The organism is Achromobacter sp. SLBN-14, from assembly GCF_006715415.1.
GTDB lineage: Bacteria > Pseudomonadota > Gammaproteobacteria > Burkholderiales > Burkholderiaceae_B > Achromobacter > Achromobacter mucicolens.
Map to the genome: position 1 here is coordinate 1,577,512 of NZ_VFNE01000001.1, position 22,101 is coordinate 1,599,612.

Sequence of the window (22,101 nt, forward strand, 5' to 3'; positions counted from 1 at the left end):
TTGACCGAGTATGTACTAAAGAGTACAGTTAAATCCATACGCTCTTTAACAATACGCAACAGAAGTACCGTCCCGCGCCACCTTTGAGGTTGGCGCACGAAGGGGAGCCAGCCGCGATCATTCGAAGGCCCCGGGGACGAAAACAAGCGGCAAAAGTCTAGGGAGTCGGGTAGAGGCCCGTGAAGCCCGGCCAAATGCAGAACGCATTCGGTTGAAAAAATCTGTTCAGGCGCAGAGCCTGAATGACCCTTTAGATCTCGCATCGACCTGGGAACCGGGCAAAAGCCCATCCCTGACACAACCTGAGACGGGTAGTCCGCGAGCGCCTAAGCAGTATTTGCATGCCCTCCGTGGCGAGTAACGGCGGGGAGAACACTTGGCCGGGAGAACGACCGGCCTGCGCCGTGCAAGTCGGCAGGAATCCGCCAGCGTCGTGGTATCTCGCTGGCGGCATCCGAATCGGCGTTCAGCAATCGACTGGAAGTGTTTAGCAGCTAAACGCTTCCCGGCTGAGCGCCCCGATTCGGATGAGCACTGCTCTCGCATGTCCCATCTCCAGCGGGAACGCCTGGCCGCATGACAATTGGAGTACATCTTGCACAAGAAACAGCCCCCTCATCGAAATTCAAACAGCACGTTAATGGCCTCGTCCGCGATAAAGGTCGCAATAGGACTAGCCTTGAGCGTCGCGGTTCTAGCCACGGTTGGAAAGCTAATTGACGAATGGGCGACCGTTCTGTGGCTGGCATCCCTGGGCGGACGGTTCTGGGGAGCTGTCTCCGTAGGAATAATCTGTGTTGCATTCACCGCATGGGCCGGACTGCGCGGGCTTATCGCCACGCAGATTGCGGGCACGGCGATTTTCATCGTCGCGAACATCGGCCTGTCCGGTTCCTACGACTCGTTCAGCGAACTGAACATCTATCACCAGATCGCTGTGGTCGCTATGCGTGGGACCCTCTTCGTCACGGTGGCTTTCGTCTTCTGCGTGCTGGTGTTGATCGAGGGCGGAGAAGACTGATGGATCGAAAGCTATATGCTGTAGAGGTCACGCTGAGCGGAATGACGCGACCGTACTCGCCCGAGTTTCAAACGGCCGATCAATTCAAAGAGGGTTGGAAGCGCGTACTGTTAATGGCCCATGGCAAGGCGGACGTGAGGTGTACTTGCCCTGGATCGGGCGATCGCCGCTTGTCGATCCACAGCCGTTCTAACTCTGATCGGTTCCACCTTGCCCGCTTTCCCGAGACAGGATCGGAGCACAGCGAAGACTGCGTTTATTTCGGCGTAGATCCGAGCATGTCCGGTCTAGGCTCCTACCGTCGCGGCGTAGTGCAGGAGCTAGATGACGGCGCAGTAAAGATCAAGCTCAAGGTTGGACTGCAGCAGCGTGCGGCTGTCGCGCCTGATGAAAGTGCCAATGCCGGGCCGACCGAGACGAAGGTCGCCACCGCCCGGCCCCGGTCCGGGCAGGCGAGCATGACGTTGCTGGGCCTTCTTCATTTTCTCTGGACGCAAGCCGGCCTGAATACGTGGACTCCGGGCATGGAGGGCAAGCGCAATCTCGGCGTTGTTCACCACCACCTGATGCGCATTGCAACATCGACCTATGCCGGCCGCGTTCGACTGTCACAAAATCTCCTGATTGCCACGCCGTCCAGCTCGGGGCAGCAGGCAGGACACAACAAGGCTAAGAGTTTGGAAGCGATTACCCAGCGCCGCCGTCTGGTCATTGTTGCGCCGCTCGCCCAGCATCAGGAGGGAATGGACGGAAGTGAGAGTCTACCTATCGCTGGGTTTCACGGCATACCGTTCATGACCCTGGAGGACGGCATCTGGGCTGCGCTAGAGCGCCGCTTTGGCCGCGAGCTTGACGCTTGGCGCGCTGGCAACCCGATCATCGCGGTTGCGCAAACAGATCCGCCGAAATCCTCCGCTGGGAACATGCGAGCGCAGGTCGTGGACATCGCACTGATGCAGATAACGCGAGACTGCATCCCGGTCGATTCGGGGTACGAAGTCCTGGTTGCTGAGAAGCTCGTTGCGGAGAAGCGCCGGTTCGAAAAGCCTCTGCGCTTCGATGCAGGCGAAGACGCTGTTTTCCCTGACTTTTGGCTGCGCGACCTGCCTGAGCCGATCCCCCTTGAAGTTTGGGGCATGGCCAACACGGATTACTTGTCGCGCAAAAAGGAGAAGGCTGCCCACTATGACGAAACATACGGTGCCAACGGCTGGTGGTCATGGAATGCCGCAATCGGTGACCCAGTGCCTGAGTTGCCCTCCCAGACCGCCTAGACATTCCCTGCATTCCCTGTACCGAAATGGAGCAAACTGCAATAGCCATCGCGTTGGCCATCGTCACCGTAACGTTCTACTTCGCCGTCATCGTGGGCTCAAAACAAGCCTGGAGGCTGCTCCAGGCTGAGGTGCTCACGATTGCCGCCTTGGTTCTGTATGAACTACTTGCGGGCGGATAAGTAGCCCTCGGGAATGCGCTCAACTTAGAGGTGTTCACTATGCTCAATGCACCTTCCGTGCATACCACGGATGAAAAGGCGCTCACGCTGCATGAAGCCGCTGAGCGCCTCAATGTTTCCTACAGCACAATCTTCAGCTATCGCAAGGAACTTGGATTTCAGCTTAGGGCGCGTGGCGCCTGGCGGATCTGGCCTTCTCGCCTTGCTGCATTCTCGGAAAAGAAGAACAATGTCACCCAGCTATCGCTGCGGGTCTTGGGAGAAGCTCCATGCCCATCCGCAAAGATGAAACCTCAGGTATCTGGCAAGTTGATATCCGCGTCCCAGGCCTCCCGCGAGTTAGATGCTCTTCTGGAACATCGGACAGGCAAGCCGCGCAGGAATATCACGACAAGTTGAAGGCTGATTTGTGGCGCCAAGCCAAGCTCGGTGAGCAACCCGACCGCTTGTTCGAAGAAGCCGCTGTACGCTGCCTTCGACTGTGGGACGGCCTGCGAGACTACGACAGCAAGGTCCGGCACATTGCCTACTGGCGCACGCAGTTTTCTGGACGCGCCATTCGCTCTTTAAAATTTGACGAGATCGCGGACAAGCTGCCCACTCACACGACGCACCGCCATCGCAAGCCCACTCCAGTCAGCGCAGCGACGAAGAATCGTTATCTTGCAACAATGCGCCGAATGCTCAAGCTATGCGAGGAGTGGGATTGGATCGACAAGTGTCCCAAGTTCGCTGAGTTCGTCGAGCCCGACAATCGCGTGCGGTGGGAACCAAAGGACGTCATCGGCCGCTTGATTAGCGCCATGACGCTCGAATGGATGCGCGACGTCAGCCTAGTCGCAGTGGCCACCGGCATGCGCGAGGACGAACTGCTCTCGCTCAAGCCGAGCAACGTTGACATCCCCCGCTCTAATGCCTGGGTCATCGCAGAAGAGGCGAAATCCGGTTACGCACGTTCTGTGCCGCTCAACGCGGACGCTCTCGCAGTCCTGCAGCGCCGGATTCCCAAGGCGAAGAAGTACGTCTTCGAGAGACCGTCTCGGGACGGCGTCGTCCGCAAGATCGGTCAGGTCGATGCTCGCTGTCTTCGTCGCGCTTGCGCCGAAGTTGGCATTGACGACTTTCACTTTCATGACCTGCGGCACACCTGGGCAAGTTGGCATGTACAGGCTGGCACGCCACTCATGGTTCTGAAGGACCTCGGCGGTTGGGAGACACTGGACATGGTGCAGCGATATGCCCACCTCGCCCCGTCCCACCTCGCGCACCATTCGGCAACGGTCGAATTTTGGTCAAAGTCAGAAGACAAAGAAAAAACGCCGCTTGTGAGGGCGGCGTAAGTTCTTGATACTACAAGGCTTTGGTGGTGGGTTGTGCGAGACTCGAACTCGCGACCAACGGATTAAAAGTCCGCTGCTCTACCGACTGAGCTAACAACCCGACCGAAGCCCGAAATTATGGCGGATTTCGAAGGGCTTGTCAAAAAATGACAGCGTGCCATCCTGCCAGCGGAGCCAGGCAAGCAAACGGCCGCTCGCGGCGGCCGTTTGCGGGTGGTGCGGCGTGCTGGATTACCAGGCAGCCACCACCGCGCCCTTGAACTTGGTTTCGATGAACTGCTTCACTGCCGGGCTGTGATAGATGGAGACCAGCTTGGCGAACTCGGGACGGTCCTTGTCCTTTTCACGCACGACCAGCACGTTGGCGTACGGCGAGTCGGGCGATTCCTGGGCGATGGCATCCTTGGTCGGATTCAGTCCGGCTTCCAGCGCGAAGTTGGTGTTCACGGCCGAAGCGTCGGTGTCATCCAGCGAGCGCGGCAGTTGGGCGGCGTCCAGTTCGATGAAGCGCAGCTTCTTGGGATTCTCGACCACGTCGATCGGCGTGGCCTTCAGGCCCGCTTCCGGACGCAGCTTGATCAAGCCATTGGCCTGCAGCAGCAGCAGCGCGCGGCCGCCGTTGGTCGGGTCGTTCGGCAGCGCGATGCGGGCGCCTTCCTTCAGTTCGGACAGCGACTTGATCTTCTTGCTGTAGATGCCGATCGGGAAGATCACGGTCTTGGCGATGCTGACCAGCTTGTAGCCGCGGTCCGCGTTGGCGTTGTCCAGGTAGGGCTGGTGCTGGTAGCTGTTCAGGTCCAGGTCGCCGGCGGCCAGCGCCACGTTCGGCTGCACGTAGTCCGAGAACTCGATGACTTGCAGGTTCAGGCCCTGCTTGGCGGCTTCGGCCTTGACCACATCAAAGATCTGGGCGTGCGGACCGGCGGTGACGCCGACCTTCAGCGGCTTGTCCTGAGCCAGCGCGGGCTGGGCGAATACGGCGGCGCCCAAAGCGAACGCGGCCAGCGACTTCAAAACCTTGATGCTCATGTTGCGATATCCCGATATGACGGAAGTAGGAAAAAACGAAGAAGATCAGCGATGCGACATGCGGCGCACGAAGCGGTCGCCCAGGCTCTGGATGGCTTGAACCAGAACGATCAGCACGATCACGACCGCGGCCATGACGTCGGACTGGAAGCGCTGGTAGCCATAGCGGATCGCCAGGTCGCCCAGCCCGCCGCCGCCGATGGCGCCGGCCATGGCCGAATAACCGATCAGGCTGACCACGGTGACGATGGTGGCGGCGATGAGGCCCGGCAGGGCTTCGGGCAGCAGCACCTTCATGATGATCTGCATCGGCGACGCGCCCATGGCGCGCGCCGCGGTGATGAGGCCCGGATCGACCTCGCGCATGGCGTTTTCCGCGATGCGCGCCATGAAGGGAATGGCGGCCACCGACAAAGGCACGATGGCGGCGGTGGTGCCGATGGACGTCTGCGCCACCAATCGCGTGAACGGGATGATCGCGACCATCAGGATCACAAACGGCACCGAACGGGTCGCGTTGATGATGGCCCCCAGCACGTGGTTCACGGGCTGGTTTTCAAGCATGTTGCCGCGCGCGGTCACCGTCAGCGTGACGCCAAGCGGAATGCCGATGATCACCGCGATGGCGCTGGCCACGCCCACCATCAGCAGGGTGTCAAGCAGCGACGTAATAAGCAGGTCGATCAGTTGCGGACTCATGAGCTATTTCTTCAACGGTAATGTCACGGGCGTTCAAGGCGGCAATCCCGTCCTTGAGCGCGGCGGGCGCGCCTTGGGCCAGCACAAACATCGTGCCCACGGCCACGCCCTGGATGTCTTCGACGCGCGCCTGCACCAGCCCGACGTCCAGGCCGAATTGCCGGGTCAGGTCAGACAGGAAAGCGCCCGATGCGTCGGTGCCGGTCAGCGACAGGCGCAACAGGCGCACGGTCTGGCCGGGTTTGGCGGCGGCCAGCGCCTGGATGCGTTCCTTGACGGCGGCCAGCGTGGCGTCGGTCAGTTCCGAGGCGGTGGCGGCCGACACCATGTTGCGGGTCACTTCATGACGGGGTTGGGCAAAGACCTCGCGGGTGCTGCCGATTTCGACGACCTCGCCCTGCGACAGCACGGCGACGCGATCGCAGACCTCGCGCACGACTTCCATCTGGTGCGTGATCATGACCACGGTCACGCCGGTCTTGCGGTTGATGTCGCGCAGCAGCGCCAGGATGTTGTGCGTGGTTTCGGGGTCTAGCGCCGACGTGGCTTCGTCGCTCAGCAGCACGTCCGGGTTGTTGGCCAGCGCGCGGGCGATGCCGACGCGCTGCTTCTGGCCGCCGCTGATCTGGCTGGGATAACGGTCGCGCAGGTGTTCCAGCCCGACCAGCGCCAGCAGGCGCTCCACGCGCGCCGGAATTTCAGCTTTGGACACGCCCGCGATTTCCAGCGGGAGGGCGACGTTGCCGTACACCGTGCGCCGCGACAGCAGGTTGAATCCCTGGAACACCATGCCGATGCGGCGGCGCTGTTCACGCAGCTGCGCTTCGGTCAGGCCGGTCAGCGCCTGGCCGCCGATGGAGATGTTGCCCTGGTTGGGACGTTCCAGCAGGTTGATGCACTGGACCAGCGTGCTTTTACCGGCCCCGCTGGGACCGATGATGCCAAAGACCTCGCCCTGCTCGATGTGCAGGTTGATGCCTCGCAGCGCCTGGAATTCCCCATGCGGCGTGGCGTAGGTCTTGGATAGGTTCTCGATGTGAATCATGGCAAGCGATTTTGTATCTTTTCTCTTCTAAAGAGAACGACCGTTTTTTCCATTTTTAATAACTACAAGTAATATCAACTGCCGGCCCGGCGCCGCGAGGCTTCTGGAAAGCCGCGCAAACGCCTCGACAATGGCGATCCGGCAAAGACACAAAGGGCAGCCGGGAAGGAAAGCCTTCCTGACTGCCCTTTCTTTTCGGCGGCCGGCTTGCGGCCGACCCGGGTTCAGCGTGCGCGCGAGATGCGGACTTCCGCGCCGCGGCGCTTCACTTCCAGGCCTTCGGACGGCGAGATCCGCAGCCCCTCCAGCCCCTTGATGTAGCTCGAACCCTGCATCTGCATCACGCGGATCTTGTTGCGCATGACGACCGGGTTATGCACCGGCATGCCGAACATCCAGACCTCGTCCAGGATGCGGGCCGAGTTGAACTCGCCCGTATGCTGCGCGGCGGGACCGAGACAGAGCATGTGACCTTCGCGGCCGAACACCGGGAACTGGCCAAGCTCGCAATCGATGGTCCAGGTGGTGCCGCCCTCGTAGCGATGGCCGGTGTTCAGATCCCACCACGCCTCGCCCTTGGGCAGGTACACGCGCACCTGATTGCCCGGTTCGGTGACCGGCGCCACCAGCAGGGCCGGACCCAGCAGGTATTGCAGATCCCATTCGTGGGCGTGCGGATCGTTCGGGAACGACAGCGCCATGGAGCGTTGTACCGGCAGACCGGTGCGGGCCGAGTCCTCGATGGCGCCCAGCACATAGGGCACCAGGCGGTAGCGCCACTGCATCCAGGTCTTGGCGTGGGACAGGGTTTCGTCGCCGAAATCCCAGGGCATCAGCCCTTCCACGCCCTGGAAGGCGAAATTGGCCGAGAACACGCCGGCGGTCAGCCAGCGCAGGTAAAGCTCAGGCGTCATGCCGGTGCGGTCGCGCGCGGCCGAACCAATGTTGTGCACCTGGACGGGCACGCCGCTGGAACCGATCGACAGGGACGTGCGCAGCGTGTGCCGCAGGCCTTCCCAGGTGTTGTCGACCTGGGGGCCCACCTGCCACGGCAGGCGCTGGGCCGCCGGGAAGAGGTCCGCGCTGGGCACGACGCCCTCGGGCGGCACCTTCAATCCGGCCACCGCGTCGAACAGCGCGCGGCGCACCAGCAGGGGATACATCGTGCGCAGGGCCGGGCCGGTCTCGCCGTTGCGGGCGGTCACGCCATCGGGGATGGCGATCTGCGCGTCGCAGGCGGGCGCATCCAGACCGTCTTCCACCAATTGGCGGTGGCGCTCGACCCACAGGTTGTAGATGTCGCGATAGGTCAGGTCCAGCAGGCCGTAGGGCTGGCCGGATGTTGCCGCGTTGCCGTCGAACACCTGGGCAGCGCCGTCGTCCTTGGTCAGCAGCCAGCCGCGGTCTTCCAGTTCTTCAAAGAGCGGACTGGTCTTGATGACGCCCGGAAAGCCGGAGGCCGCCACATGCACGTTGTGTTTGTGAAAGAGCGCCAGCATCTGCTTGGCGTCGGGAAAGCGTTGGGCATCCCATTCAAAAACCGTCTTGTCCGCCTGAAAGCCCCACGCGATTGGCTGGGCCAGCGTCACGGCATCCACCGGAATCTGGTTTTCGCGCATGCGCGCCACCAGGGCAACCGTTTGCGTGGGCATTTCGCCCGCGGCCTGCTGCAGCCACGCGCCCATTGCCCACAGGACGGGCTGGCCGGCGCGGCCGGTCAGCGCGGTGTATTGATTCAGGATTTCGGCGGGTTCGCCGGCGAACAGGAACAAGTCCAGCACCGCGTCATCGACGGTCAGCACATAGGCCGAGTCCGCCGGCGCGACGCCCACCGAATGTTCCACGCGGCGCATCGTATTGGCATAGACGCCCCAGCCTCGGGGACTCCAGGCCAGCGGCAGCGCGCGGTGCTCCGGGTCGTCGGAAACCACCGATTCCTCGCGGCGGTTCAGGTCCCCCGGGGTTTCGCCCAGACCGTAGACACGCTCGTCGGCGGCCAACGTGAAACCGGCCGTCCACACGGCGTCATCGGCCTGGTCCAGCGCGTTGTGCCCGAATGCGGGCGTATGCGCGGAAACCTCGGATTCGAAGACGCGGTCTTCGTTGCGGTACAGGGCGATGCGAACAGGATTGGCCTGGATCTCCAGGGCCACGTCGCCCTGGGTGATCCGCCAGCCGTCCCCGCCATCGCGAGGCGCGATGGTCGCTTCGCCCACCGCCTCCTGGCGCGCGAGCAGCATTTCGGCCACGGCGCGCGCACGCGCGCCCGGCTTGTCATCATTGAAGTGGTTCGCCTCGCCGCAGCGCAGGCGAAAAACTCCAGGCGCATGCGCCTCGACTACCAGGTGCAACCCATCGCCCGCGTCGAAATCGATGCGACTGGGGCGGGACGTCAGCAGCTCGGCATTATCGAGCTGGGTAGTATGGGCAAAGTCGAACTTGGGCGGCACAGAGCATCCCCCGGCTTAAGCCAAAAACCATCAAAAGACGCTATTTTGACGGATTTGAGCTTTGAAATAAACTCGATCCCTCTTTTGGACGGTTATTTCATCCAAAAAAGGGGCATAAAGCCCTTGGCCTGCGTCAGGCGCGCAGATGCCGCCGAGTCGCCGAATTGCCGGCCCGAAAGGTCAATTGCGGCCTATTGGCGCCAAATTCCGGCAATTCTTACAATTCTACGCCAGCCGGGCGTGCCGCCCCGGGCGCATTAATTTTTTTTCATCGTGGTGAAACAAGCTGGACCAGATCGGTCTCCAGCGGCAGCGGTTCGCCCATCAGACGCGCGGCGATCAGGTCCCCCATCAGCGCCGACCACGACAATCCGCGCGACGCGTAGCCGGCGGCCAGCCACAGACCCGGTGCGTGGGGCAGCTCGCCGACGGCCGGCAGACGGCCCGGCAGGACGGCGCGCCATCCGGCCCAGCCGGGCAGATCGCCCGGAACCAGCGCGTCGAATGCCGGGAAGTGGCCGGCAAGAAGCCCCGCCGCCTTGCCCAATGTGACACGCTGCCCTTCGGCGCCCACCGAGGCCTCGGCGGCGCCATGGACATAGGTGCTGCCGACCACGCAGCCCACGCCAATATCCGGCAGAAGATAGCCTTCGCCGCCGACGATGCACCGCGGGCCGCCGTCCAGGGCCGCCGCGGGGATCAGCGTCACCTCGCCGGCCAGCGCGTGCATCTGAGCGACGCGTGGCAGCGGGTCCAGCAAGCCACTGGCCTGCAGCACCTCGCGCGAACCGGCGGCATTGGCCAGGATCACGGTGTCTGCCCGGGCCAGTTCCGTCCCCGAGGCGTCGAGCACCCGCCACCCCTGCCCTGCGGCCGACACCCGGTCGGCCCGTCCCGCAATCACCGCAGCCCCGGCCGCGGCCAGCAGCGCCTCGATCAGCAGCCCGGGCTGCACCAGCATGCCTTGTGAAAAGAACACGCCGCCCCGCGCCACGGGCAATCCGGCCAATGCGCCAGCCTCTTCCCGCGTCACCTGGCGCACCCAGTCCGCCGGAAATGCCAGCGCTTCCAGGGTGCCCGCCAGCGCCGCCGACCGGCCGGCGTCGCGCTCGACCTGGACGGTGCCGCAGATCCGGGGCGCCGCGCCCCCCGGCAGCCCCTGCCAGCGCGCCAGCGCCCTTTCGCTGCCCGCCCGCGACAGCCGCGCCCGCGCATTGTCGTCGCGCGCCACCACGGGCGTCAGCGCGGCGGCCAAGTGGCCGGCATGGGCCGGCGCGCCCAGCGCGCGCCCCGCGTCCAGCACGGTGACGCGCCACCCGCGCAGCGCCAGCGCGTGGGCGATTCCCGCGCCAGCCAGGCCGGCGCCCACGATCACGGCACGCTGTCCGGACGAGACCGCCGCGGGCTGCGCGGCGGTTCCCGCCTGGCGGACCTGCCCCACCGTCATATGCCATTTGCCCCCGTAACCAGGCGCGCGCCGCACATCAAAGCCGGCCTCGGCCAGATTGCGGCGCAGTTCGCCGGTGCACGCCCAGGTGGCGACCGTGGCGTCTGGCGCCGCCAGATCGGCCAGGGCGCGCAGCAGCGGCGTCGCCCACATCTGCGGATTGCGCTCGGGTGCAAAGCCATCCAGGAAAAATGCGTCCACCCGCGCGCCCAGCCGGGGGGCCAGCGCCTGCGCGTCGCCAAAGCCCAGTGTCAGCGTGACGGCGCCGTTCTCGAATTCCAGCCGGTGCAACCCCGGCAGCAGCGCCGGCCATTGCGCGGCCAGCGCGCGCGCCATGCCGGCCAGCGGCTCGGGCGCATGGCGCGCCAGCAAGGCGGCCATGTCGTCCCGCGAAAAGGGGTGCGCTTCCATCGAGACGACATGCAGCGCCGCCGGCCGTTGCGGGTCGTCGCGCCAGGCCTTCCACAGCGCCAGGAAGTTCAGCCCCAGCCCAAATCCCGTCTCGCAGACGGTGAACGCCGCGCGCCCCCGCCAGCGCGCCGGCAGTCCGTTGCCCCGCAGGAAAACGTGCCCGGCCTGGCCCATCGCCCCGGACGGGGAGTGGTAGACGTCCCCATAAACGGCGCTGACCAGCCTGCCGTCGGCGTCGACATCCCCCGTTGCGGGGACCAGCGGAACATAAGTCACAGACATTCAGCCCAAAGATACAAACATGATGAAGCGCGAATTATCCGGCCACATGGCCGTTCGCGTTGGATGCGCACCACGCGGCGAAAGGATTAGTCCGTTTGCTACAGGTTTGCCGCATTGGTGGGCTTACACTGGACCAATGGATACCTACGATCAGCCCCAATCGCTGGCATCGCCCATCGACCTGTGCGCCGCGATCGACGCGGCCGTCACGGCAGCTCATGCTGGCGCAGCCATCCTGCAATCCTACGCGCACCACCGCGCCGATCTCGTGATCGATCGCAAGGCCCGCAACGACCTCGTGTCCCAGGCGGACCGCGAGGCGGAGGCCGCGATCATCCAGGAATTGAAGGCCCGCACCCCCAAGTTCGGCATCGTCGCCGAGGAAACGGGCGGCAAGGCCCAAGGTGTGGCCACCTGGTACATCGACCCGCTCGACGGCACCACCAACTTCCTGCACGACATCCCGCATTACGCCGTCTCGATCGCCCTGATCGCGCATGCCGGCACCTCGATGTCCGCCAACGAAACGCTGGCCGAAGACACGCCGGTCATCGGCGTGGTCTACGACCCCAGCCGCGAAGAGCTCTTCACGGGCGTGTACGGCGTGGGCGCGTGGCTCAACGGCCGCCGCATCTCGTGCTCGCGCACGCAGACGATCGAAGACGCCGTGCTGGCCACGGGCTTTCCGTTCCGCGATTTTTCGTTCGCCGCGCAATACATGCCGATGCTGCACGACGCCATCAATCGCGCGCGCGGCGTGCGCCGCATGGGCGCGGCCGCGCTGGACCTGGCCTGGACCGCCTGCGGCCGGTACGACGGCTATTGGGAAATGGGCCTGGCGCCCTGGGACGTGGCCGCGGGCACGCTGATCCTGCGCGAGGCGGGCGGCGTGTGCACCGACATGCACAAGCAGGATCCCTGGCCGATCGGCGGGCGCGTCGTGGCGGGCAATCCCGCCATCGAACGCGCGCTGCACGAAATGATTGCGCCTCACCTGAACAAGCAAGGCTGAGGCGCCCGCTAGGCGGACGTCTTCGCGGGCGCTGCGGCCTGCGCGTCAGGCCGCAGTTCGCGGCGCAGGATCTTGCCCACGTTGCTCTTGGGCAGCTCGTCGCGGAATTCAACGAAGCGCGGCCGCTTGTAGCCCGTCAGCTTGTCCTTGCACCATTGCTGCACCTGGGCTTCGGTCAGCGACGGGTCTTTCTTCACGACAAACACCTTGACCGCCTCGCCGGAGTGCTCGTCCGGCACACCGATCGCCGCGCATTCCAGCACGCCCGGATGCTGCGCGACCGCGGCCTCGACCTCGTTCGGGTAGACCTTGAAGCCGGACACCGCGATCATGTCCTTCTTGCGGTCCACGATGCGGGTGTAGCCCTGCTCGTCCATGATGCCGATGTCGCCGGTCCGGAAGAACCCATCGGCCGTCATCGAATTACGCGTCTCGTCGGGCTTGCGCCAGTACCCCAGCATGACCTGCGGCCCGCGAATCCCGACCTCGCCACGTTCTCCGAGCGGCACCTCGTTGCCGGCATCGTCCAGGATCGCGACGTCCGTCGACGGCAGCGGCAGCCCGATGGAGCCGGAATACGCGGTGGCGTTGGTGGGATTGACCGTCGCCACCGGCGACGTCTCGGACAGGCCGTAGCCCTCGATCAGCGGCCGGCCCGTGATCTTCAGCCAGCGCTCGGCCACCTGCTGCTGCACGGCCATCCCGCCGCCCAGCGTCAGCCGCAGGCCCGAGAAGTCCAGGCGCGCAAAGTCCTCGTTGTGCGCCAGCGCGTTGAACAGCGTATTGACGCCGGGAAACACATTCACCGGCGTCTTGCGCCACGCATTGATGAGCGAAGGCTGGTCGCGCGGATTGATGATGAGCACGTTGCGCATGCCCGCGTGCAGGGCATAAAGACCGCACACCGTCATGGCGAACACGTGATAGAGCGGCAGCGCGCTGATGATGGTGAGCTGCTGGTCCGCCATGTCGTGCACGACCGGCTGCGCGACCGCCTCGGTCTGCAGCACGTTGGCCACCAGGTTGCGGTGCGACAGCATGGCGCCCTTGGGCACGCCGGTGGTGCCGCCCGTGTACTGCAGCACCGCCACGTCGTCCATCGAGATGGCCGGCGGATTGAAAGGCAGATGCGCGCCCTCGTGCAGCAGCTTGGGCAGCGCCAGCGCGCCGTCGATACGCCACGGCGGCACGATCTTCTTGATGTAGCGCGCGGCCAGGTTGACCAGCGGCGCCTTCAGGCCGCCAAGCAGATCGCCGGGCCCCGTCACGACGATGTGCTTGAGTTCGCCGCGATCGGCGACCTGCTGCAAGGTATGCGCGAAGTTTTCCAGGATGACGATGACGGACGCGCCGCTGTCCAGCAACTGGCGCTGCAATTCATCGGCGGTGTAGAGCGGATTGACGTTCACCAGCGTCATGCCCGCGCGCAGCGATCCCAGCATGCACACCAGATAGGCCGGCACGTTGGGCATCATCAGCGCGACCCGCGCGCCCTTTTCAAGGTTCAGCCCTTGCAGCCAGGCCGCGAACGCGCGCGCGTGCCCGTCCAGCTGCGCATAGGTGATGTCGCTGCCCATCGCCGTGCAGGCGATGCGCGTCGCGTACCGCTTGCAGGCCCGGTCCAGCAAGTCGGTCAGCGAGGAATATTCCTCGGTGGAGATCTCCGCAGGAACGCCTTGGGGATACTGAGCAAGCCACGGACGCGTCATGGTATTTGTCTCCATTAAATTGATTTTTGAATGATGATACCCTTTGTCCGTTCCCCCTATTTCCCCCGAGTTCGCTCATGAAACTCCTTGAACCCATCGTTGCCTGGCACCAGGATATTTCCAAGATCCGACGCGACATCCACGCGCATCCCGAACTGGCCTTCGAAGAGTTCCGCACCGCCGATGTGGTGGCGGCCAAGCTCGAGGAATGGGGCATCGAAATCCATCGCGGATTGGGCGGCACCGGCGTCGTGGGCATCATCCGCGGCAACCAGCCCGGCGATCGCGCGGTGGGCCTGCGCGCCGACATGGACGCGCTGCCCATGCAGGAAGCCAACACGTTTGCGCACGCCAGCAAGAACGACGGCAAGATGCACGCGTGCGGCCACGACGGCCACACCGCCATGCTGCTGGCCGCGTCGCAATACCTGGCCGAGCACCGCGATTTCGCGGGCACGGTCTATGTGATCTTCCAGCCCGCCGAAGAAGGCGGCGGCGGCGCCAAGCGCATGATCGACGACGGCCTGTTCACGCGCTTCCCGATGGAAGCGGTGTTCGGCATGCACAACTGGCCCGGCATGAAGCCCGGCCAGTTCGGCTTGACGCCCGGCCCCATCATGGCGTCCAGCAACGAATTCTCGATCGTCATCAAGGGCAAGGGCACGCACGCCGGCATGCCCCATCTGGGCATCGACCCGGTCATGGCGGCGGTGCAGATGGCGCAATCGCTGCAGACCATCGTCACGCGCAACCGCAATCCGCTGGACGCGGCCGTGCTCAGCATCACGCAGATCCATGCGGGCAGCGCCGACAACGTGGTGCCCAACCATGCCGAATTGCGCGGCACGGTGCGCACCTTCACGCTGGACGTGCTGGACCTGATCGAACGCCGTATGGAAGAAATCGCGCGCCACACCAGCGCGGCGATGGACTGCGAGGTCGAATTCACCTTCCAGCGCAACTATCCGCCCACCATCAACCACCCCGAGGAAGCGGCGTTCTGCGCCGACGTGCTCCGCGACATCGTCGGCGACGCCAACGTCAACGCGAACGTGCAGCCAACCATGGGCGCCGAGGACTTCGCCTTCATGCTGCAGGAACTGCCGGGCTGCTACGTCTGGATCGGCAACGGCACCGGCGAGCACCGCGACAGCGGCCACGGCCTGGGCCCCTGCATGTTGCACAACGGCAGCTACGACTTCAACGACGATCTGCTGCCGCTGGGCGGCACGTACTGGGTGCAGCTCGCGCTCAAGCGGCTGGCCAAGGCCTGAGACCGGCCTAGCCCTCCTGCCCGCCGACCGCCAGGCACATCGCCAGGAAGCGCTCGGCGGCGCGGGCGGCGGCATCGGCGTGCGGCACCAGGATGCTCAGGGTCCGCGTGAGCGGTTTGGGCAACAGCCGCAGCGCCGCCAGCGCGCCGTCTTCGTGCCGCATCGACATCACCGACACGAAACCCACGCCCAACCCTGCCCGCACGGCCTGCTTCACGCCTTCCACCCCGGCCAGTTCAAGGCCGACAGACGGGGCCAACCCGCCATCGCTGAAGGCCCGTTCCACCAGCCGGCGCACGCCGGAACCCGGTTCACGCATCACCAGCGGCGAGGCCGCCAGATCCCGTAGCGTCACGGCGCCCTTGTGCGCCAGGGCATGATCGGCCCGCACGATTGCCACCACTTCGTCCTGGCGCCACGCATGCACCGCGGTATCGGCAGGCAATCCGGCGGGCACATCCCCTTCTATGAACGCCAGATCCAGCGCGGGCAGGCGCTCGACGATCTCGCGCGTGTTGCCATCGGACAGGTGCAGGCTCACGGCGGGGAAGTCGTGGCGAAAGTCCGCAACCAGACGGGGCAGCAGATAGCTGGCCGGCGTGGTGCTGGCGCCCAGCCGCAGCGCGCCGGTTTCCAGTCCGCGCCACGATTCCCGCACGGCCTGCGCCTGCCGGTACACCTGCCTCAGCTGACGCGCCTGCTCGGCAAGGCGTTCGCCGGCTTCGGTCAGCGCGATGCCGTGGCCGCTGCGGCGGTACAGGGGCTCGCCAAACCACTCCTGCAAGGCGCGCAGCTGGCCCGAAACCGCCGGCTGCGATAAATGCAGCGCCTGGGCGGTGCGGCTGATATTGCCGGTATCGGCGACCGCGGCGAACGTAAGCAATTGATCCGGCGTCATGAGCGACCTGATATCAGATTTTCTGATATTCAATATTTAGATTGAAGATTTTTCAAATAATACGGCCGGATCTAATATTTCGTCTAGTTATGTAGTTATGCCCAAAGGGCCAGTAATGAATACCTCCACCACCACCGCCGTTCCGCTTCCCTCCACCCCTGCTGCCGCCCCGGCTGCGCCCGCTGCCGCGGCCACGCCCTGGCGCGACAAGCTCAATGGCGTGTTGTTCGTGGGCTTGATGGCCGGCGCAGTGATGCAACTGGCCGATCTTCCCTTCATCCGCCAACTAGGCTTCTCGCCGCTGGTCGTGGGCATCGTCGTCGGCATGCTGTACGGCAACTTCCTGCGCGGCACCATGCCCGCAGACTGGGGCGTGGGCGTGAACTTCACGGCGCGCCGCCTGCTGCGCATTGCGGTTGCCTTCTACGGCCTGAACATCAGCATCCAGCAGATTGCCGCCGTGGGCATGCCGGGCCTGGCGGTCTCGGTGGCCGTGGTGGTGGGCACGCTGCTGATCGGCACCGTGGTCGGCCAACGGCTGCTGGGCCTGGATCGCGACACGGCCATGCTGACCGCCGCCGGCAGCGCCATCTGCGGCGCGGCCGCGGTGCTGGCCTTCGAACCGACGCTGCGCGCCGCCCCCCACAAGAGCGCGGTGGCCGTGGCGACCGTGGTGCTGTTTGGCACGCTGTCGATGTTCCTCTACCCGGTCTTCTATCACGCGGGCTGGCTGAACTTCGATACCCAGGCGCTCGGCATCTATATTGGCGGCACCGTCCATGAGGTGGCGCAGGTGGTTGGCGCGGCCAGCAACATCGACCCCGCCACGACCGAAGTCGCCACCATCGTCAAGATGACCCGCGTGGCGCTGCTCGTGCCCGTGCTGCTGATCCTGGGCATGTACCTGCGCAGCGCCGCCTCGCACGCGGGCGGCGGCCAGGGCAAAGGTCAAAAGCTGCCCATCCCCTGGTTCGCCGTGGGCTTCCTGGCGCTGGCCATCGTCAATTCCCTGAACATCATTCCCGCCGATATCGTCGCCGCCATCCGCCGGCTCGACGTCTTCGCGCTGACCATGGCCATGACCGCGCTGGGCATCGAAACCCGCTTCGCCCAGATCCGCAAGGCCGGCCCGCGTGTCATGGCCCTGGGCTTCATCCTTTACGTCTGGTTGTTGGTTGGCGGCTACGGGATCGTCAAGCTGGCGACCTGATGACCACGCAAGGCGACGGCGGCGGGCGTCAACGCGCACGCCGCCGTCGCGTTTTTCCTGCATAATCGGCTGGTTCTCTAGCATTGGAGTCGGCCGCATGACCTCCAGCACCAAAACCCCGTTTACGACTCTGCCAGCCCATCGCGACGCGGTGTTGCGCGTCATGCCGATGCCGGCCGACGCGAACATCCACGGGGACGTTTTTGGCGGCTGGATCATGTCCCAGGTAGACATCGCAGGGTCCATCCCTGCCGCCCGCCGTGCCGCCGGCCGCGTGGCCACCGTGGCGGTCAATGCCTTCCAGTTCAAAGAGCCCGTGTTCGTGGGCGACCTGCTCAGCTTCTACGCCGCCATCGTCAAGACCGGCACCACGTCCATCACGGTATCCGTCGAGGTCTACGCGGAACGCCAGCGCCTGGACGCCGAAGTCGTCAAGGTCACCGAGGCCACGCTGACCTACGTCGCCACCGACGAAGCGCGGCGCAGCCGCCCTCTCCCCACACTTTGAGCCGTAACGCATGACGCAGTCCGCCGCCGCGCAGAAACCGCCCGCGACGCCCCGCCGGCTCGACCCGGAAGACGCCCAGACCGCCCTCGCGGAAGTCCAGGAGCGCTTGCGGCGCCAGCACCTCGTCGAAGAACTGGTTCACCGCCAGGAAGAAGGCGACGCCAAGGCGCCCCTGGTCGAAGACCTGGTGCACCGCCAGCACGAAGCCGAGTTGAAAACGCTTGTCGACGGCCTGCACCCCGCCGACATCGCCTTCATCCTCGAATCGCTGCCCAAGGACGAGCGCCAGGCGATCTGGAAGCTGGTCAGCCCTGAGCACGACGCGGACGTCCTGCTCGAAGTCGAAGACTGGGTCCGCGAATCGCTGATCGAGGCGATGGACCGCCAGGACCTCGTCGCCGCGACCGAAAGCATGGACGCGGACGAGCTCGCCGACCTGGCGCCCGACCTGCCGCCCGACGTGGTGGCGGAAGTGCAAAAGGGCCTGACCGAGGAAGAACGCGCGCAGCTTCTGGAAGCCATGGGCTATCCGGAAGACAGCGTCGGCGCCATCATGGATTTCGAGATGGTGCGCGTGCGCGAGGACGTCACGCTCGAGGTCGTGCTGCGCTACCTGCGCCGGCTGCATGAACTGCCCGACCACACCGACCAGATCTTCGTCGTTGACCGCCAGGACAAGCTGCAGGGCATCCTGCCGCTGTCGCGCCTGTTGGTCAGCGAGCCCGAAACCGAAGTGCGGGCAGTCATGAATTCCGATTTCCTGACGCTGAACCCGCTGGATTCCGACGCCGACGCTGCCGGCGCCTTCGAACGTTATGACCTGGTGTCCGCCCCCGTGATGGACGACCAGGGCCGGCTGATCGGCCGCGTCACCATCGCCGACGTGGTGGACGTGATGCGCGAAGACTCGCAAGAGCAGGCGCTGTCGCGCGCCGGTCTGCAGGAAGAAGACATCTTCGCCCCCGTCACCACCGCGCTGCGCAACCGTGCGCCGTGGCTGCTCTTCAATCTCTGTACCGCCGCCACGGCGTCGTTCGTGGCATCGCAGTTCGAAGGCACGGTCAGCCAGATCGTCATCCTGGCCTTCCTGATGTCGATCGTGGCGGGCATCGGCGGTAACTCCGGCAACCAGACCATGACGCTCATCATCCGGGCGCTGGCCATGGGCCGCATCACGGGCCGCAACCTGTGGCAGCTCGTCAAGCGCGAGCTCTTCGTGACACTGCTGGTGGGACTGTGCGGCAGCGTGGTGGCCGCCCTGTTCGCGTGGGTGATCTCGCACTCCGTGTCCATCGCGCTGGTGATGATGGCCGCCATGATCTGCAACATGCTGGTCGGCGCATCGGTCGGCGTGCTGGTGCCCATGGTGCGCGCACGATTCGGCAAGGACCCGGCGATGGGCTCGTCGGTGCTGCTCACCTTCGCCACCGATTCGCTGGGTTTCTTCATTTTCCTGGGCCTGGCCACCATCTTTCTGTTGTAGCGCCCCCGCCACGACACGCCGCCGGATCTGGCGGCAATGCCCCGGAATACGCGGGGCGACAGCCCTATGACAGGGAAGACGACACGCCCTCCGTTACAGTAACGGAACTGTCATCTTTCCCTGGGGCCCGCAATGACCACCAGACTCCGAGCCGCGCTGTTTTGCCTGCTGTTGTCCGTCTTCACCGTTACCGCCCACGCTTGCGAAGACATGCCCTCATGGGCCAAGTCCGCGTGCAACCGCATCGACCAGATCTGGACCGAAGGCGGCAATGACCTGTATGTCAGCGGCTACGCCTGGCACAACCGCGCCAAGTACACCGCCGAAAAGATCGACAGCTTCCGTGAACTGGCCTGGGGCGGCGGCTACGGTCGCAGCATCTACGACGAGGATGGCGATTGGCAGGGACTGTACGCGATGGCGTTTCTGGACTCGCATTCGAAGGTGCAGCCCATTGCCGGCTACGGCTTTCTGAAAATCGGCCAGGTCAGCGACAACTTCCGGCTTGGCGCGGGCTACACGGTGTTCCTCACCGCGCGCCACGACATCATGAGCTACGTGCCCTTTCCCGGCATCCTGCCGCTGGTCAGCGCGGGCTACAAGGACGCCATGCTTTACGCCACGTACATCCCGGGCTCAAGCGGCGCCGGCAATGTGCTGTTCGTGTTTGGCCGCTGGCAATTCTGATCGCGTCAAAACGCCTGGCCCAATTTGCGCACCAGGTCTCCCAGGCGCCAGTCGTCGATGCCGTGCGCGCGCAATGCACGCGCCGTTTCCACCACGTAGTCCAGACAAGGCCCGGCATGCCCGACCGCATTGCGCACGGACGCCAGCAGGCGGTCGTCGCACAGATCGGCTGCGTACTCGCGGCAGGCGCGGTTCAACAGGAACACCAGTCCGCGCACGGGCGCATCGTCCGTGTGGCAGGTCAGCCAGCGCGGGCTGTAGGCACCCGTGACCATCTCGCGCCGCCATAAGGCCTGAAAGACTTGCGGCACGTCGCTGGCCGCGATCTGAAACGCGACGCCCCGGCAACAGCCGCCACGGTCCAGGCCGAACACCAGCCCCGGATTGTCCGGCGATCCGCGGTGGTCATGCGACCACAGGCAGAGCGAGCGGTGATAGCCCCGCACCGTAGCCAGGCGCCGTTCGCGCCAGGCAAAGCCGGGGTGCCATATCAGGGAACCGTAGGCAAACACCCACAGGTCGTCGACGCCGTTCCAGCCGGCCAGCAGGTCATCCACCGATGCTGCTTGCCGCGTTTTCTGCAATCCGGCGCAGCCGGCGGGCACTGCCAACGACATAGGGTCCTCTGATATCCCAAATCACTCCAAGACTGGAGTGAGCGATATCCTACGCCGCCCCTCACGCAAAAGCATTGCCAGATTGGGCCCGCGCAACACGCAGAAAGAAATTTGCATCCGCGGCGGCGCGGGCGGCAGAAAAAAATTTGCGCGCCGCGCGCCTACACGGCGTTCAGGGGCAATTCCGTGGTGCTTTTGATGACTTCCATCGAGAAGCTGGCGCTGACGTCCAGGAGGTCCACGGCCCCGATCAGCCGGCGGTAGAAGCGGTCATAGGCCGCCATGTCCTCGACCACCACCTTCAGCAGATAGTCGACATCGCCCGCCATGCGGTGAAATTCCACGACGTTGGGCAACGCCATCACCGCGTTGATCAGGCTTTGCGTCCACTTCTCGTTGTGCTGGCTGGTGCGGATGGACACGAACACCGTCAGGTTCAAACCCAGCGCGCGCGGGTCCAGCAGGATGGCGTTGCGCGCGATGACGCCGTCATCCTTCAGCTTCTGGATGCGGCGCCAGCACGGCGTCACGGAAAGGTTCACTTGCTCGGCCACTTCGGCGACCGAACAGGTGGCGTCCTTTTGCAGCAGCGCGAGTATCTTGAGGTCCGTCTGATCCATGGATGTTTTCGATGCCATCAGTAGGTCCCGGGGTAACCGCCCCCGTCGATCAGCAGATTCTGCGCCGTCATGTAGCCGGCGTGGGCCGAGCAGACGTAAGCGCACAGCGCGCCCAGTTCCTCGGGTTGGCCGTACCGGCCGGCGGGATTGCTGCGCGCCCGCTCGTCCCACAGTTGCTCGAACGTCTTGCCGCCCTGCTCCACCATGCCCTGGATGTGCCGGACCTGCGCATCGGTGGCAAAGGCGCCGGGCAAGAGGTTGTTGATCGTGACGTTGTGGCGCACGGTCTGGCGCGCCAGGCCACCCACGAAGCCGATCAGGCCCGAGCGCGCGCCATTGGACAGGCCCAGCTCGGCGTGCGGCGCCTTTACGCTACGCGACACGATATTGACGATCCGGCCAAAGCGCCGCTCGACCATGCCGTCCACCACGCGGCGGATCATGTCGATCGGTCCCAGCATCATGGCGTCCAGCGCGGCAATCCAGTCGTCGTGCGACCAGTCCCGGAAGTCGCCCGGCAGCGGGCCGTCGGCGTTGTTGATCAGGATGTCCGGATGCGGACAGGCGGCCATGGCCGCGTCGCGCCCCTGCGGGAGCGTCAGGTCGGCAGACACCCAACCCACGCCGGTGCCGGTCTCACGCGATATCTCGGCGGCGGCTTCCTCCAGCGTCTTCGGATTGCGCGCCGCGATGGTCACCGCCACGCCCTCGCGCGCAAGCTGCAAGGCGCAGGCGCGCCCCATGCCGCGGCTGCCGCCAAACACCAGTGCCTTTCTGCCGCTGATCCCCAGGTCCATGCCCGCCCCCTCTGCTGTCGTGTTGACGGCGCCGGGCGCCCGCGGCCCGCCGCTCCGAAGCGGTCCAGTATAGGAGCGCGTCCGCCGGCGTGGAATTTTTTTCTAA

General features: G+C 64.9%; 20 protein-coding genes and 1 tRNA gene. 10 read left to right on the forward strand and 11 right to left on the reverse strand.

Annotated elements, in window-relative coordinates:
• The first annotated feature begins 679 nt into the window (after positions 1-679).
• From FBY20_RS27750 to FBY20_RS07250, 4 genes are all read left to right on the forward strand, one after another.
• Complete coding sequence (locus FBY20_RS27750; RefSeq protein WP_174245372.1) at positions 680-1,021, forward strand: hypothetical protein; 342 nt, start codon at positions 680-682, stop codon at positions 1,019-1,021.
• Positions 1,021-2,295 carry a DUF1173 family protein gene (locus FBY20_RS07245; RefSeq protein ID WP_255452277.1) on the forward strand — a complete coding sequence of 425 codons (1,275 nt, stop codon included), beginning with the start codon at positions 1,021-1,023 and terminating at the stop codon, positions 2,293-2,295. The genes FBY20_RS27750 and FBY20_RS07245 overlap by 1 nt, the downstream gene beginning before the upstream one ends.
• A 221-nt stretch (positions 2,296-2,516) precedes the next feature.
• Positions 2,517-2,876, forward strand: coding sequence for a hypothetical protein (locus tag FBY20_RS27940; RefSeq protein WP_255452278.1), 360 nt, complete (start codon positions 2,517-2,519; stop codon positions 2,874-2,876).
• Positions 2,873-3,817, forward strand: a complete 945-nt coding sequence (locus FBY20_RS07250) for a site-specific integrase (protein WP_255452279.1) — start codon at positions 2,873-2,875, stop codon at positions 3,815-3,817. The genes FBY20_RS27940 and FBY20_RS07250 overlap by 4 nt, the downstream gene beginning before the upstream one ends.
• A 24-nt stretch (positions 3,818-3,841) precedes the next feature.
• Here the strand turns inward: FBY20_RS07250 and FBY20_RS07255 are convergent.
• The 6 genes from FBY20_RS07255 to mnmC form a co-directional block, all read right to left on the reverse strand.
• Positions 3,842-3,917 (reverse strand) — tRNA-Lys (locus FBY20_RS07255).
• Positions 3,918-4,048: 131 nt separating this feature from the next.
• Positions 4,049-4,846, reverse strand: a complete 798-nt coding sequence (locus FBY20_RS07260) for a MetQ/NlpA family ABC transporter substrate-binding protein (RefSeq protein WP_056320831.1) — start codon at positions 4,844-4,846, stop codon at positions 4,049-4,051.
• A 45-nt stretch (positions 4,847-4,891) separates the two neighbouring features.
• Complete coding sequence (locus tag FBY20_RS07265) at positions 4,892-5,545, reverse strand: methionine ABC transporter permease (RefSeq protein ID WP_062841659.1); 654 nt, start codon at positions 5,543-5,545, stop codon at positions 4,892-4,894.
• Positions 5,502-6,590: a methionine ABC transporter ATP-binding protein gene (locus FBY20_RS07270; RefSeq protein ID WP_056320827.1), complete on the reverse strand. Its 1,089-nt coding sequence runs from the start codon at positions 6,588-6,590 to the stop codon at positions 5,502-5,504. Before FBY20_RS07270 ends, FBY20_RS07265 begins: the two co-directional genes overlap by 44 nt.
• A gap of 224 nt (positions 6,591-6,814) precedes the next feature.
• Positions 6,815-9,040 (reverse strand): TIM-barrel domain-containing protein, encoded by a 2,226-nt coding sequence (locus FBY20_RS07275; RefSeq protein ID WP_142051174.1) that lies wholly within the window; start codon positions 9,038-9,040, stop codon positions 6,815-6,817.
• A gap of 268 nt (positions 9,041-9,308) precedes the next feature.
• Positions 9,309-11,180, reverse strand: a complete 1,872-nt coding sequence (gene mnmC / locus FBY20_RS07280) for an FAD-dependent 5-carboxymethylaminomethyl-2-thiouridine(34) oxidoreductase MnmC (protein WP_142051177.1) — start codon at positions 11,178-11,180, stop codon at positions 9,309-9,311.
• 136 nt (positions 11,181-11,316) lie between these two features.
• Between mnmC and FBY20_RS07285 the strand changes: the two genes are divergently transcribed.
• On the forward strand, positions 11,317-12,192 hold the full coding sequence (locus FBY20_RS07285; RefSeq protein ID WP_142051180.1) for an inositol monophosphatase family protein: 876 nt from the start codon (positions 11,317-11,319) through the stop codon (positions 12,190-12,192).
• Positions 12,193-12,200: 8 nt separating this feature from the next.
• On the opposite strand, the gene FBY20_RS07290 is transcribed toward FBY20_RS07285, so the two are convergent.
• Positions 12,201-13,901, reverse strand: a complete 1,701-nt coding sequence (locus tag FBY20_RS07290) for an AMP-binding protein (RefSeq protein WP_174245391.1) — start codon at positions 13,899-13,901, stop codon at positions 12,201-12,203.
• A gap of 77 nt (positions 13,902-13,978) precedes the next feature.
• On the opposite strand from FBY20_RS07290, the gene FBY20_RS07295 reads away from it, so the two are divergent.
• Complete coding sequence (locus tag FBY20_RS07295; protein ID WP_056320815.1) at positions 13,979-15,175, forward strand: M20 aminoacylase family protein; 1,197 nt, start codon at positions 13,979-13,981, stop codon at positions 15,173-15,175.
• Between the two features lie 7 nt (positions 15,176-15,182).
• Here FBY20_RS07295 and FBY20_RS07300 read toward each other — a convergent pair whose 3' ends face one another.
• Positions 15,183-16,073: a LysR family transcriptional regulator gene (locus FBY20_RS07300; protein WP_056320812.1), complete on the reverse strand. Its 891-nt coding sequence runs from the start codon at positions 16,071-16,073 to the stop codon at positions 15,183-15,185.
• Between the two features lie 115 nt (positions 16,074-16,188).
• Between FBY20_RS07300 and FBY20_RS07305 the strand changes: the two genes are divergently transcribed.
• The 4 genes from FBY20_RS07305 (at position 16,189) to pagP (ending at position 19,961) form a co-directional block, all read left to right on the forward strand.
• On the forward strand, positions 16,189-17,283 hold the full coding sequence (locus FBY20_RS07305) for a YeiH family protein (RefSeq protein ID WP_230965007.1): 1,095 nt from the start codon (positions 16,189-16,191) through the stop codon (positions 17,281-17,283).
• A 97-nt stretch (positions 17,284-17,380) separates the two neighbouring features.
• Complete coding sequence (locus tag FBY20_RS07310; RefSeq protein WP_056320808.1) at positions 17,381-17,791, forward strand: acyl-CoA thioesterase; 411 nt, start codon at positions 17,381-17,383, stop codon at positions 17,789-17,791.
• Between the two features lie 10 nt (positions 17,792-17,801).
• Positions 17,802-19,274, forward strand: coding sequence for a magnesium transporter (gene mgtE, locus FBY20_RS07315; protein ID WP_062841653.1), 1,473 nt, complete (start codon positions 17,802-17,804; stop codon positions 19,272-19,274).
• 132 nt (positions 19,275-19,406) lie between these two features.
• Positions 19,407-19,961 carry a lipid IV(A) palmitoyltransferase PagP gene (pagP, locus tag FBY20_RS07320; RefSeq protein ID WP_142051186.1) on the forward strand — a complete coding sequence of 185 codons (555 nt, stop codon included), beginning with the start codon at positions 19,407-19,409 and terminating at the stop codon, positions 19,959-19,961.
• A gap of 5 nt (positions 19,962-19,966) precedes the next feature.
• On the opposite strand, the gene FBY20_RS07325 is transcribed toward pagP, so the two are convergent.
• From FBY20_RS07325 to FBY20_RS07335, 3 genes are all read right to left on the reverse strand, one after another.
• Entirely contained in the window at positions 19,967-20,578 is a 612-nt protein-coding gene (locus FBY20_RS07325; RefSeq protein WP_142051189.1) for a gamma-glutamylcyclotransferase, read from the reverse strand.
• Positions 20,579-20,739: 161 nt separating this feature from the next.
• A complete protein-coding gene (locus FBY20_RS07330) occupies positions 20,740-21,198 on the reverse strand; it encodes an Lrp/AsnC family transcriptional regulator (RefSeq protein WP_056320797.1) in 459 nt (152 codons plus the stop codon).
• 17 nt (positions 21,199-21,215) lie between these two features.
• A complete protein-coding gene (locus FBY20_RS07335; RefSeq protein WP_142051192.1) occupies positions 21,216-21,995 on the reverse strand; it encodes an SDR family oxidoreductase in 780 nt (259 codons plus the stop codon).
• Positions 21,996-22,101: the final 106 nt, after the last annotated feature.

What these genes read in the sequence shown, in the direction of transcription:
- mgtE (WP_062841653.1), top strand. Translation starts at nt 17,802, where the DNA reads ATGACGCAGTCCGCCGCCGCGCAGAAACCGCCCGCGACGCCCCGCCGG.
- FBY20_RS07270 (WP_056320827.1), bottom strand. Translation starts at nt 6,590, where the DNA reads ATGATTCACATCGAGAACCTATCCAAGACCTACGCCACGCCGCATGGG.
- FBY20_RS07265 (WP_062841659.1), bottom strand. Translation starts at nt 5,545, where the DNA reads ATGAGTCCGCAACTGATCGACCTGCTTATTACGTCGCTGCTTGACACC.
- FBY20_RS07335 (WP_142051192.1), bottom strand. Translation starts at nt 21,995, where the DNA reads ATGGACCTGGGGATCAGCGGCAGAAAGGCACTGGTGTTTGGCGGCAGC.
- FBY20_RS07290 (WP_174245391.1), bottom strand. Translation starts at nt 13,901, where the DNA reads ATGACGCGTCCGTGGCTTGCTCAGTATCCCCAAGGCGTTCCTGCGGAG.
- FBY20_RS07260 (WP_056320831.1), bottom strand. Translation starts at nt 4,846, where the DNA reads ATGAGCATCAAGGTTTTGAAGTCGCTGGCCGCGTTCGCTTTGGGCGCC.
- FBY20_RS27940 (WP_255452278.1), top strand. Translation starts at nt 2,517, where the DNA reads ATGCTCAATGCACCTTCCGTGCATACCACGGATGAAAAGGCGCTCACG.
- FBY20_RS07325 (WP_142051189.1), bottom strand. Translation starts at nt 20,578, where the DNA reads ATGTCGTTGGCAGTGCCCGCCGGCTGCGCCGGATTGCAGAAAACGCGG.
- FBY20_RS07245 (WP_255452277.1), top strand. Translation starts at nt 1,021, where the DNA reads ATGGATCGAAAGCTATATGCTGTAGAGGTCACGCTGAGCGGAATGACG.
- FBY20_RS07305 (WP_230965007.1), top strand. Translation starts at nt 16,189, where the DNA reads ATGAATACCTCCACCACCACCGCCGTTCCGCTTCCCTCCACCCCTGCT.
- mnmC (WP_142051177.1), bottom strand. Translation starts at nt 11,180, where the DNA reads ATGTCTGTGACTTATGTTCCGCTGGTCCCCGCAACGGGGGATGTCGAC.
- FBY20_RS07310 (WP_056320808.1), top strand. Translation starts at nt 17,381, where the DNA reads ATGACCTCCAGCACCAAAACCCCGTTTACGACTCTGCCAGCCCATCGC.
- FBY20_RS07330 (WP_056320797.1), bottom strand. Translation starts at nt 21,198, where the DNA reads ATGGATCAGACGGACCTCAAGATACTCGCGCTGCTGCAAAAGGACGCC.
- FBY20_RS07285 (WP_142051180.1), top strand. Translation starts at nt 11,317, where the DNA reads ATGGATACCTACGATCAGCCCCAATCGCTGGCATCGCCCATCGACCTG.
- FBY20_RS07295 (WP_056320815.1), top strand. Translation starts at nt 13,979, where the DNA reads ATGAAACTCCTTGAACCCATCGTTGCCTGGCACCAGGATATTTCCAAG.
- FBY20_RS07300 (WP_056320812.1), bottom strand. Translation starts at nt 16,073, where the DNA reads ATGACGCCGGATCAATTGCTTACGTTCGCCGCGGTCGCCGATACCGGC.
- pagP (WP_142051186.1), top strand. Translation starts at nt 19,407, where the DNA reads ATGACCACCAGACTCCGAGCCGCGCTGTTTTGCCTGCTGTTGTCCGTC.